General features: G+C 40.7%; 7 protein-coding genes. All 7 read right to left on the bottom strand.

What is annotated here, in order from left to right:
- Positions 1 to 2 precede the first annotated feature (2 nt).
- The 7 genes from GM418_RS25020 to GM418_RS24990 all read right to left on the bottom strand — a co-directional run bounded on the left by GM418_RS25020 (position 3) and on the right by GM418_RS24990 (position 13,404).
- Positions 3 to 1,439: a sulfatase family protein gene (locus tag GM418_RS25020; protein WP_158870040.1), complete on the bottom strand. Its 1,437-nt coding sequence runs from the start codon at positions 1,437 to 1,439 to the stop codon at positions 3 to 5.
- 76 nt (positions 1,440 to 1,515) lie between these two features.
- Entirely contained in the window at positions 1,516 to 3,519 is a 2,004-nt protein-coding gene (locus GM418_RS25015) for a LamG domain-containing protein (protein WP_158870038.1), read from the bottom strand.
- Positions 3,520 to 3,724: 205 nt separating this feature from the next.
- Complete coding sequence (locus GM418_RS25010; protein WP_158870036.1) at positions 3,725 to 5,818, bottom strand: LamG domain-containing protein; 2,094 nt, start codon at positions 5,816 to 5,818, stop codon at positions 3,725 to 3,727.
- Positions 5,819 to 6,031: 213 nt separating this feature from the next.
- On the bottom strand, positions 6,032 to 7,501 hold the full coding sequence (locus tag GM418_RS25005) for a SusD/RagB family nutrient-binding outer membrane lipoprotein (protein WP_158870034.1): 1,470 nt from the start codon (positions 7,499 to 7,501) through the stop codon (positions 6,032 to 6,034).
- 24 nt (positions 7,502 to 7,525) lie between these two features.
- A complete protein-coding gene (locus tag GM418_RS25000; protein WP_158870032.1) occupies positions 7,526 to 10,684 on the bottom strand; it encodes a SusC/RagA family TonB-linked outer membrane protein in 3,159 nt (1,052 codons plus the stop codon).
- A 61-nt stretch (positions 10,685 to 10,745) separates the two neighbouring features.
- A complete protein-coding gene (locus GM418_RS24995) occupies positions 10,746 to 11,912 on the bottom strand; it encodes an iron-containing alcohol dehydrogenase (RefSeq protein ID WP_158870030.1) in 1,167 nt (388 codons plus the stop codon).
- A gap of 469 nt (positions 11,913 to 12,381) precedes the next feature.
- Positions 12,382 to 13,404 (bottom strand): zinc-dependent alcohol dehydrogenase, encoded by a 1,023-nt coding sequence (locus GM418_RS24990; RefSeq protein ID WP_158870028.1) that lies wholly within the window; start codon positions 13,402 to 13,404, stop codon positions 12,382 to 12,384.
- Between the last annotated feature and the right edge of the window lie 73 nt (positions 13,405 to 13,477).

Raw genomic sequence — 13,477 nt, 5'->3', positions numbered from 1 at the left:
TGTTATTTCAACAGTATTTCCGGAGAATCAATATAAATGGTCTTCCGGACTTCGGGACCTTTATCTGTCCATTCCCCAAGCGCGCTTATTTCTTTTTCAGCTAGTTTTTGAATTTGAGCTACTATCTCAGGATTTTTATCCGCTACATTTGTTTTTTCCCCCGGATCTGAACGTAAATTATACAATTCAATATTATCGGGAAAAACGGTATGTCCATAAGTGCTTTTAAGAATATTTTGCTGCTCCTCTTTTGAAAACTGTCCAAGTAAATTAAGTTTCCAGTCGCCATAGCGTACTGCCTGAAGATACCCCACATGCCAGTAAAAAAATGGACGATCTTCTCTTATTTTTGCGGGATTAAACAGATAATCAGAAATATCTGTACCGTCCCTTTTTATACTATCGTTAATGTTAAGATTTGCCAGTGCAGTAAATGTTGAATAAAAATCGAGTACAGAAGCAGGAGAGTTACAAGTAGTTCCGGGCTTTATTCTCCCCGGCCACCATGCAATGCACGGAACACGAATACCACCTTCAAAAGTCTGCCCTTTGTTCCCTTTCAAAATGCCGTTGCTTGCTCCCCAATAGGGTTGACCGCCATTATCAGAAGTAAAAATCACCAGTGTGTTTTTTGCAAGCCCTTCTTGTTTTAAATAATTGAGAATTTCACCTGTTGACCAGCTAATTTCAGCAACCGATGCCCCAAATCCTTTTTTAAGATTATTTGTTTTCCGGTGGAACTGTTTCCGGGCAGCCACCGGATTGTGAGGCATGGTATGTGCCAGATAGATAAAAAACGGTTTTTTCTTATTTTTCCCTATCCAATTCAATGCTTCTTCAGTGTAACGTTCCGTAAGTGTCGACATTTCGCTTTCACTTTTCTGATTTATTACACCAATAACCTTTTCATTTTGCATGATGGGTAACAGCGGAATATTTTCTTTTTCAATCCCCATATCGTTGGAATAAGGCAGTCCGAACCAATAATCGAAACCATGATTTATCGGTAAAAATTCCGGTTGATCACCCAAATGCCACTTGCCAATAATTGCCGTTGAATAACCAGCTTTTTTAAGCGCTTCAGGCAAAATCGTTTCTTCCGGATTGATGCCTTTTTTAGCTTTTGGGAAAAGCACCCATGCATTATTTTGATCTAAATCCAGGTCGACCCTCCGGGCGTAGCAGCCCGTCATTAAACCGGCACGAGACGGTGAGCAAACCGGAGCGCCAGCATAAAAATCAGTAAACCTGACTCCTTCAACAGCCATTTGATCCACTTCCGGGGTTTGGTTCCATAAGGAACCGTAACTCGACAAATCAGCATATCCCAGATCGTCGCAAAAAATTAAGATGATATTTGGGGGAGTTGATTTATTTCCGGCGAATAAATTGGATGACAAAGCAGCGATAAAAATAAACAGTAAATAAGTTTTTTTCATTTTATTCGATTTATAATTATAAGTATTGGGTATAGCAGCCCGTCAAACGCTCACGTTCGCGCCAAATAAAATACAACTATAATTTCACCGGGGCAATTGTTATTGTAACCGTCTCATCTTTTTCAAGAAACAAGAAAACCACCAGATTATCTCCTTCGAGTTCATGGTTAATTCCTACTCTTGCATCCTTTGCTGGCTTCCCGTTAACAAGTACTTCTGCCTTTTCTGCTGGCCAGTTCTTTATAAAAAACGCCGGATTACAAATTGGACTTTCATTGTTTCCTACCAGTTTAAACTCCAGTTTTTTGGGTTTTAATGTTTTACTTTCAATTTGGTAGCATCTTTCACTTTTATCGTAACCATACGAAACAAAATCTCTCCCTTCTATTTCTATATCAGGTGCATAAGCCCAAGACCGGCCAAGCTTTACAACTTCTTTCATATCCATTCCGTTTATTCCATACAGTCCATTCCAGTAGTTGCGATCGCCATTTTCATTTATTACCGGGTATGAAATAGGAAAACTGCCACAATGGGAAGGGCGATCGGATGTGGTACTGGTACGCCCGTCGCACCTCGCCTGGCCAACCGGGAAATGGTTACACCCGCCATGTTGGTTGTATCTTGCCAGATTATTCCATCTCACTATCATCTCGTTGCCCGGTTCAAAACATATAAATGGTTTGTTCTCCGATTTGAAATTGTATTGCTGTACAGTGTAATCCTTTGCAAATTCAGTATCCATACTTCCGGGATTTTCGACATAAGAAACCGGAGCAATATTGCCCTCATAATCAGCCACGTGAACGTAATCCTTTTGGAGTAAATCGCTCTCCACCTGACCGGGATGAAGCAATGGTAACGATTCCTGAAACTGGCGCGGGTAACCCAGTGTTCCTTTTTTCCATGATACCTTTCGGATACCTGCCGCATCGGGATATATATAATGATATTCGTCAATCCAGCACTCCCAGCCTGTTTTGGGGTCAACTCTCCAGGTATTGTTGTATGCGCTAACAGGTGCATACCTCCAGTGAACAACAACCCGGGCATCGGTATTTTCAATAATTCTTACATGAGAAAAACGACAATGGCGATCCTGCATATGTTCAAAACAGCCTTCCTTGTCTGCATCACCAACTCCCCAGGCTTCAATACTTTGATCCGACATCCAGTTGTTATTTTCAGAAACCCAGGAAGTGCCATATCTTATTCCCCGCCAAAAAATTACATTTACCGGCAGTTTATCAAAACAGACAGCAATATCCGGGTCCTGATCAACCGGCCACAAATTATCCCACTCGTCGTAATATTTTAATTTGGTATAAAACGCTCCAAAACGACCGGACTGGTTTTCAACTGAGGGAAGCCTGTGCGGTTCAATTTCAGGAGCTTTAGTATCGTAACCGGCAAAATCACCGGCAATATCGTTACTTGTTTTTGCTTTATCAAAAACTTTTACTTCATCTATTATTCCGTTTAATCCAAAATATTGGGGCAGTGTTCCCCAGGTCCGGTGAATGTCGGAAGGTTTTTCAGGATATGCAACCATGCCGATAATACAGTTCTTGTCTCTGGAATAATTTATTTTTCCCCGAATCGGGAGTTCTGCACTTTTTTCACCGTTAATATAAACAGTCATCTCTTTATTGGCACGGTACACTCCAACAATATGCATCCATTTTCTTAAAGGAATACTTAATCTTTCGGTTGTGCACGAAATCCATTGCCCGCCAATGGCAGTTTGAAAAGAGGCCTCTCCGTGCGGACCTATCATTAAACGGTAGCCTTTTATTTCATTGCTTTCGGTGGTTAGCACAGGACACCAGTTCCATGGATAATTTCCCAGGGCCACCCATGCTTCAACGGTTATTTCTTCGCCGGGAATCGGTAATTCGGAATCGTTGTGTATCAAGCGGGATGTAAATCCATCCAGTTTCAAACCCTTGCCTTTTACTCCTGCTGCAAGGTTAAAATTCCCTTCCAGTGTATCCGGAATCCCACTTTGCTGCTCCGCAATACTTCTGTTATTTACTTTGCTAAAGTCCCACGACAGAATGGGGCTCTGAGCAACAGACATATTATAAAAGGCAAATAATAACAAAAATATTATGACCAAACGTTTAGACTTAATCAAACATTTCATAGATATGGATTTCGTAATCTGTTTCATTATAAATATTATTTTTTCGATTATTCTTTTCCAGAAGGCTTTGAAAAAAATCCGTAAGCGTTAAAATGTAACCTTCAATTTAGTAATCTTATTCGTTGTGGAAATTTTAAGTTTATATTTTTGGAAGAATCGTAATAGTCACTGGTTTGTCTTTTTCAAGAAATAAGAAAACCACCAGATTATCTCCTTCGAGTTCATGGTTAATTCCTACCCTTGCATCCTTTGCTGGTTTCCCGTTAACAAGTACTTCTGCCTTTTCTACAGACCAGTTCTTTATAAAAAACGCCGGATTACAAATTGGATTTTCATTGTTTCCCATCAGTTTAAACTTCAGTTTTTTGGGCTTTGATGTTTTACTTTCAATTTGATAGCACCTTTCACTTTTATCGTAACCATACGAAATAAAATCGTTTCCACTTATATCTATTTCAGGGGCAAATGCCCATGATTTACCTAGTTTTACAACTTCTTTCATATCCATTCCATTTATTCCATACAGTCCATTCCAGTAGTTACGATCGCCTTTTTCATTTACTACCGGGTATGAAATAGGAAAGCCGCCAAAATGTGAAGGACGATCGGATGTAGTGCTTGTACGCCCGTCGCACCTCGCCTGGCCAACCGGGAAATGGTTACACCCGCCATGCCGGTCATACCCTTTAATACTGCTCCATCTTATCATCATTTCGTTGCCCGGTTCATAACAAATAAAGGGCTTGTTTTCCGATTTGAAATTGTATTGCTGTACGGTGTAATACTTCGCAAATTCAGTATCCATACTTCCCGGATTTTCGACATAAGAAACCGGAGCAATATTGCCCTCATAATCGGCCACGTGAACATAATCTTTATAAAGCAATTCACTCTGTACCTGGCCGGGATGAAGCAATGGTAACGATTCCTGAAACTGGCGCGGGTAACCCAGTGTTCCTTTTTTCCATGATACCTTTCGGATACCTGCCGCATCGGGATATATATAATGATATTCATCAATCCAGCACTCCCAGCCTGTTTTTGGGTCAACTCTCCAGGTATTGTTGTATGCGCTAACAGGTGCATACCTCCAGTGAACAACAACCCGGGCATCGGTATTTTCAATAATTCTTACATGAGAAAAACGGCAGTGGCGATCCTGCATGTGTTCAAAACAGCCTTCTTTATCATCGTCTCCTTCCCCCCAGGCTTCAACGCTTTGATCCGTCATCCAGTTATTGTTCTCTGCCACCCAGGACGCGCCATATCTTGTTCCCCGCCAAAAAATTACATTTACCGGCAGTTTATCAAAACAGACAGCAATATCCGGGTCCTGATCAACCGGCCACAAATTATCCCACTCGTCGTAATATTTTAATTTGGTATAAAACGCTCCAAAACGACCGGACTGGTTTTCAACCGAGGGAAGCCTGTGTGGTTCAATTTCAGGAGCTTTAGTATCGTAACCGGCAAAATCACCGGCAATATCGTTACTTGTTTTTGCTTTATCAAAAACTTTTACTTCATCTATTATTCCGTTTAATCCAAAATATTGGGGCAGTGTTCCCCAGGTCCGGTGAATGTCGGAAGGTTTTTCAGGATATGCAACCATGCCGATAATACAGTTCTTTTCTCTGGAATAATTTATTTTTCCCTGAATCGGGAGTTCTGCACTTTTTTCACCGTTGATATAAACAGTCATCTCTTTATTGGCACGGTACACACCAACAATATGCATCCATTTTCTTAAAGGAATACTTAATCTTTCGGTTGTGCACGAAATCCATTGCCCGCCAATGGCAGTTTGAAAAGAGGCCTCTCCGTGCGGGCCTATCATTAAACGGTAGCCTTTTATTTCATTGCTTTCGGTGGTAAGCACAGGACACCAGTTCCATGGATAATTTCCCAGGGCCACCCATGCTTCAACGGTTATTTCTTCGCCGGGAATCGGTAATTCGGAATCGTTGTGTATCAAGCGGGATGTAAATCCATCCAGTTTCAAACCCTTTCCTTTTACTCCTGCTGCAAGGTTAAAATTCCCTTCCAGTGTATCCGGAATCCCACTTTGCTGCTCAATTGTTTCACGATTTTCCATCTCATCAAAATCCCAGGAAAGAATTGGATTTTGAGCAACGGAGAAATTACAAAACAGAAGCGCCGACAAAAGCGTAATGAAAAGATTTCCACATTTTGTTTGACAATTTATCAATTCAAATTTAGTAATCCGTTGCATCCTAAAATTTATTAAAAATTTGTACTGACTTCTTAATTTCACACCAATAAGGCCAACTTTTTAAAATATGCTAACATAACTATACCTGGCCTTCCGAGGTAAATATGCGAAATCGCCATTTTTAAGATTCTGTTGTTTTTGCTGACAGAGAAGATAAAAGAAACAGGTGAACAGTTTCTGTCCAACTGCTTCTTTCTTTTCTTTTATAAACAACTATTCTACACCGGTTCTTTTATCCCACCACAACTGGGTTCCATAGAAAATATCTACTTCCTCAATATCAAATGGGAAATTGGAGTTTAATGATTTCTCCTCATCCGCGTAGGCCATTCTAAATGGAGGACGATTGTGCGATGCTGCATAATCAGAAGCGACGCCAGTGAGCAAAGGAATATCTGTTCTCCTGGCTTCTGACCAACCTTCCACACTCTGTTTAAATAAACATATCCATTTTTGTAATGCTACTTTCTCCAGATTTGAGGTATTACCTTCATCCCAGGCAACTTCAGGTTCAGTTAAAAACGTTGAAATAGCAGCCGAAGTAATTTGCCCGCTCTCTTCGCAGGATTTTTTTATTCCGGTTTCATATGCAGTCTGCGCGTCACCGGTGGCCAGACCTCTTTCGTATGCTTCGGCCAAACAGAAATATACCTCAGCACAATTCATATAAGGTACAAAACCCTGAGGGTCGTTCATAAACCAATCACCGATATGTGATCTGTTAAAACTGTTATTCAAGGTATCTGATTTATCATTCGGACCAAACCGGTGGCCGCTGTATACACCATACGCATTTTTGTCGGCATAGACTGGTAAACGGGGATCATTGTTATCCTGAAGAGCATCAATTATTGGTTGTTGCATCCTCCAGCCTGATGTTTTGGCTGCATCACCAACTGTCCCCATGGATTCATACCATATCTCTTCGTCGGGTGCAACTCCCGGAAAATACCAATAAGCATTATCTTCATTCTCAGTCATAATCGGGTATTTTGTGGCATCTCCCAGAACATCCTGAATAACGGCAGCAGCAGCACTTTCATCGGCTGATGACATACGAATTGCGACTCTTAAGCGAAGCGAGTTACAGAATTTCTTCCATTTTTGAATATCTCCCTCAAACAAAAAATCGCCATCACCAATATCGTCTCCTTCGGTATCAAACATATCAGCAGCGGTTTTTAACTCATCGAGGATAGTGTTGTATACTTTTTCCTGAGAATCATATACCGGATAAATAACACCATCTTCAAGCTGGAATGCTTCAGAATAAGGAATATCTCCCCACATATCACAAGTTTTATGCGCATTGTATGCTCTGAATGTTAAAGCAGCCGCATAAAGATTGTCATTTTCTTCCTCAAGCGCCAAACTCATCGCATCAGTTGAATAAGTCATTGTAGTATACATGCTTTTCCACATGCTGTTATTGATGTCTACCCTGTACTCATAATCGGCAGCACTTATGTAGCCCGAATATGCTCCGGCATAATAGCAGTCCAACCTTGTTCCAAACAAAGTATACATTGAGGTTAGCATTGATGCACCCAACACACTTGTTCCGGGTACAACTGTTGCCGAATTAGGACTGGTATTCATTTCATCAAATTCGCTTGTACAAGCACTAACGAACAGGATTATACCAGCCAATAAAAATACTTTTGATCTAATTATATTCTTCATGATTTCAGTATTTATATTCCGTTATTAAAAATTCACGTTAACTTTCAAACCATAGCTTCGTGTAGTAGGAATCTGGAAATTTTCAAAACCAACTCCACCTTCTCCGCCACCAAGACCTACTTCAGGATCAATTCCCAAATCTTTTGTTGATTTATCCCTGTATAGAATTGCCAGGTTTCTTCCAACAAGTGAGACATTGAGCTTTTGTATCCATTTTACTTTTTGCAGATTAAAATCGTAGCCCAAAACCAGTTCCCGAAACTTAACGTATGTTCCATCAAGTATAGAATATTCATGGTTGTTCCACATCCAGGCCCCGCCGTAATAGTCCTGTGCAGAAACCCGAATATCATTAGGAGTTCCGTCTTCGAATACACCGTCAACGATCAAACCTTCCTCACGCACATGATTAGCTGTTGTAACCGCATACGATCCTGTCGGGTAAGAGTGCCACGCTGTTGTACTGAATATATCACCACCAAGCCTGACATCAATTAAAAAACTCAAATTAACTCCTTTGTACCTGAATGAATTTGTGATACCCCCGGTCCAGTCCGGCGTAACTGTCCCCAGTTTTTGGGCGACACTGGTCGTTTTTGGAATACCTCTTGAATCAACGACAACTTCTCCATCGTCGTTTCGAACAAAAGGAAGTCCCCATAATACTCCCCATTCTTCTCCGGGAATACCAAGAGATGTAGCACCACCAAACCCACTTGAGATTTGATATGATTCCAAATCACCATAAAGCGAATTTACCATACTTTTGTTTGTGGCCCAGTTTACTGTTACATCCCATTTCAAGCCAGACGTATAATCAAGGACGCGACCCGAAACCATTAACTCAACTCCTGTATTTTCTATTTCACCGGCATTAAGTCTCATTGCCTGATATCCAGTAGCAGATGACGTTGCCACAGAAAGTATCTGATTAACGGTAGTTTGATCATAATAAGTAAAATCCAGTGAAATTCGGTCGTTCAACAAACGCATGTCAACACCAAATTCGTAAGAAGAAGTTTCTTCCGGTTTTAATCCAACAGGAGGCATAGTACTCGTTGGGCTAAAGGTAGAAATTGAATTGTAACTACCCGCATTATATGTTCTGGCTAACTGGTAAGGACCTGTATCTCCGCCCACTTTAGCGATACTTGCTCTTAACTTTGCATAAGACAACAAATCAGATTCGACTGAAAAGGCATCTGTTATGCTGAAACCAAGACTTGCTGAGGGGTAAAAATAAGATCTGTTTTCTGCCGGCAAGGTAGAACTCCAGTCGTTACGACCGGTAACTCCAAGAAAAAGATAGTCTTTATAAGATGCATTTGCTGCAAAATAAAGGCTGTTTGTTTCATACTCACTTTTATACATGCTTACAGTGGGGGTCCCGTTTACATTCGAAATCGTATATAAGTCGGGAACAGTAAGATCCGCTGCATACATATACATACTTTTATACTGGTCATTCCTGTAATTTGCCCCCACAAGTCCGTCAATGCGAATATCTCCAAAAGTTTTATCAAAATTTAATGTGAAGTCGCCATTTGTTTCCTTTGTGTAAATCTGGGTATCAGCAAACTGACCTCCTCTTCCCCTTCTGATATTATTCACCGTACCAGACTGGGTAATATCACTTCTGTATTCATTATAAAAATCAATACCAACACGTGCATTTGCGTACAACCAGCTTGTAAAATTGTAGGTTACGCTAACATTTCCAAAAACTCTGTCTCTTGAAAATCCGGTAAGGTTTCTCTGTGTGTAAAAAGGATTATCACCACTGGGAAATATGTAATCTTCATTTCCTTTTTCATAAAACAAATCTTTTACATACTGTGTTGGGTAATCCCTCTGCAACCAACCAAAAATATCTGCCCAACTGTAACCATTATTGGGAATATTATCACTCTCTTTTCTCAAATATGTAAAATTTGCAACTGTTGTTATCTTTTCAGAAGGCGTAAGTCTGAGATTAAAAGCAATAGAATTTTGTTTTTGATCGGTGTTATTTACAATTCCGGTACTGTTCCTGTTCGTAAATGTAACTCTACCGGAGGCCTTTTCTCCGTTTGCGGATAAAGCCACACTATTTTCAATATTTACGCCGGGTTCAAACCACTGTTTAATATTATTAGGACGAGACACCCATGGACTATTAGGGCCGGTAGACCATTGATCAAGTAAAAGTCCGGCATCCAATCTTGGTCCCCAGTTAATAGGCCAGCTGTCATTAACACCGCCACCATCGCCATCAACATAGTTATACGAAAACTGCTTTGCATAATCGTTATAGCTCAGCGACGTGCCATTTTCCTCATTATATTTATTGTAAATGTACTCACTGCCGTCCCAGCCTCCCCCATATTCATTCTGAAGATTAGGAAAATAGGAGGCCTTGTCGATAACTACAGATGAGATTACATCGACTCCTATTTTTCGTTTATCCTTATTTCCCTTTTTTGTAGTAATAAGAATAACACCGTTGGTCGCCCGGCTTCCATACAAGGCCGAAGCACTTGCACCTTTAAGTACTGTCATCGACTCAATGTTATTGGGGTCTATGTCTGACGCGGTGTTTCCCCAGTCCACACCACCTGCACCAGAGAGGTTGGTCGTTGAGTTGTCTATAGGAGTTCCGTCGACAACAAAAAGAGGCTGATTGCCTGAGAAAGAGGCATTCCCCCTGATTACAATCCTTGAAGAAGCCCCAATGGTGCTCCCGCCACTTGTAACCTGAACTCCGGCAACTTTTCCGGAAAGCGAGTTTACGATGTTAGCATCATTCGCCATGTTCATTTCCTCTGAAGAAAGATTTTGTACGGCATATCCAAGTGTCTTCTTCTCCCTGGTAATGCCAAGAGCTGTTACAACGACTTCATCAATTCCTACATTTTCAGGTTCAAGAACAAAGTCGTAAACATTTGAATTTGTGAGCGGAACTTCAACCGTTTCCATCCCAATAAAGGATGCAACCAAAGTGCCGGAGGCCGGGACTTCTAACGTGAATGTACCATCCTGCCCGGTAATGGTACCGGTACCTGTTCCTTTTACCGAAATGGTGACAGCTACCATTCTTTCACCATTTTCAGATGAAGTAACTGTCCCGCTTATCATCCGGTTTTGCGCAAATGCACATATTGCGGCAAACAGAACCAAATAGATTAAAACTAGTGCTTTTTTCATAGACTCTATTTTTAAGGTTAAAAAATTAAAAGGTATTTATTCATATTCATTGGTTTCATTTTCAGAAACATTGTTTTACAAGTTCAATCATTTCATTTTTGGTGGCTACCCTTGGATTTCCCTTGTAGTCTGGTAAAACCATACACTGGTCTGCCAATTTTGGAATCTCATGTTCGGGCATCCCTATTTCACTTAATGTTTTATTGAGGTTTAAACATTTTAAAAACTGACTGATTTCCTCCGGAGATTTTGCAGCAGCTTCCTCATCAGAAAGAGTCTCCAGTTTGGAATTTAGTATTCTGGCTATTCTTGAAAATTGGGGTATCGCATGTTTCCATGTATATTCAGCAAAAGCAGGGTATACAATCGCCAATGCTTCACCATGGGCAACCTGAGGATACATTCCCCCAATTGCCATCCCCATGCCATGCGGAAGTGTTACGCCGGCGTTGGCAATACAAAGCCCCGCGAGTGTATCAGCCCACGCCATTTTTTCACGTGCCTCAATATCTTCTAAATCTGACAAAACCCGAGGCAAGTATTCTACAACAATGGATATTGCTTCCCATGCCAGCAAATCGACATAAGCTCCGGTACCAGGGTTAATGGTACTCTCAAAAGCATGACACAAGACATCAAATCCGGTTGTCGCCGTAACAAATTCCGGAATAGTCAGCATTAACTCCGGATCGACAATACACACCTGCGGATACAAAATATTATTGTATAAAGCAGACTTATCGCGCAGTTCTGAATTGGTGACCACTGCAACCTGGGTAACCTGTGAACCTGTGCCGGAAGTTGTAGAAACAGCAATGACAGGTAATAATTTATTCGGATCGGGCTGAGGGGATTTATAAAAAAGGTAATCCCAACTGCTACCTTCATGTGTGGCTTCAACCGAAATCGCTTTGGCTGAATCCATACTGGAACCTCCCCCCAAACCGATAATAACATCTGCACCAAAACTTTTGGCCATTTCAGCCCCGGCAGAAATCGTCTCAATAGTCGGATTAGGAATTACACCATCGTAATGTGCAACCTTCATTCCTGCACTTTCAAGTATATTTATAACCCTTACGTACTGTTCTTTAAATCCAGCTACGTTAGCTGGTGTTGTCACAAGAAGTGCTCTATTCCCATACTTTTTTGAGATTTCACCTAATTCATTTACCCGCCCCCGGCCGAATAATATTTGTGTTGACTGATGAAAATTAAAATGTTTCATTATTGTTGGTTTAATCCTTAATTTGAATAATTGAAGTTTACTTTTTTCATTTTCAAAATGAGTAAATCTTCAAACTCGCTTTTCTCCAGTACTATTTTCTCTGCGTAAAATTTCTTTGCATATACCTGTAAGAAGACACAGAATTATCCCATTCCAAATATTTCAGGCTATATTCCACTCGTGAAATAATCTTTGCAGCCTTTTATATTCAGTCTTTTCGCAACACAGCCTGTCAACAAGATTTGGCTTGAATAATTTTATAGCGAATGCAAGAAAGTTACTGGAATTTTTAGGTGTTCCTTTTTACAAAATGTGTCAGTTACATTATATCATGAACGCCAGAAAAAATAAGCAACCCACACATAAAAGGAAATTCGGGTACATCATCGTTTAATTTTCCCCGAGGCAGCAACCCCCAAAGTAATTTTCCGGAACCATTATCCATTTTCTTTTGCTTCATATGAGCTAACTAAAGATCGATCATAACTTTCATTGCTTTGTCTCTCATATCATCGATGTATTTATATGCTTTCCCAAACTCGCTGAATGGAAAATGCTTTGAAACAAGGGGTTCTGTTTTTATCTTTCCTTCAGCAATCATAGATACAGCTTCCTCATAATCCCTGTGTCGGTACATCATCGAACCATAAATATTCAACTCGTGTTCTCCGACATAATACATATTCACCTCCGGATTTTTTGCATAGACTCCAAGTATTACAACATCACCTCCTTTTTCCACATTCGCAAGCAATAAATCCAATGAAGTTTGAACTCCCGCGGCTTCAAAACCTACCTGAAATCCTTCATCGCCAAAACATGATTTAATTTCATCTTCAACGGGGGCATTTTTAACATTGAGTGTTAATTCGATACCGCACTCTTTTGCTTTATCCAGCCGGTAATCACTTACATCGGTTATTAATACTTTTTTTGCTCCGCGGGCTTTTGCAAACTGAGCGACCAAATTACCGATTGTACCAGCACCCGACACCACAACGTTCTTTCCGTTGAGTCTTGTTGGTCGACTTGTTGCGTGTGCTCCAACTGCAGCTGGCTCAACCATTGCACCTTGTTCAAAAGTAAATGAGTCGGGCAGGACGACAAGCCTGTCTTCAGAAACAATAAAATAGTCCTGTGCTACTCCGGGAGCCTGAAATCCTTCAACTTTCAAATTCTGACATGCATTATACTGTCCTCTTTTACATGGATTACATTTACCACAAACCTGTTGGGGCCTGGCGGTGACTTTCATTCCCGGTTTCGCCTTTGAAACATTTTCTCCTACAAACTCCACAGTAGCTGAATATTCGTGTCCCTGAACTACAGGATACGGAGTTGCCGGATGCTCGCCATGAAACACATGAACATCACTTCCACATATTCCAATCCGTTCAATTTTGAGTAAAAGCTCGTTGGGCTTAAGTTCTCCCGGAGCCTTAACTTTGAAATATTCTATTTTGCCCGGTGAGGACATTATGGCTTGTCTCATTTTTTACATTTGTCTTTTTTGGGAGCAGTACCGGACAGATAAAAATCCACCCGGCTTGCTCTTGTCTTAATAA

It is taken from the genome of Maribellus comscasis (assembly GCF_009762775.1).
In the GTDB taxonomy this organism is placed as follows: Bacteria; Bacteroidota; Bacteroidia; order Bacteroidales; family Prolixibacteraceae; genus Draconibacterium; species Draconibacterium comscasis.
The sequence above is the reverse complement of the archived record's forward strand: the minus strand, read 5'-3'. Positions and strand labels throughout refer to the sequence as shown.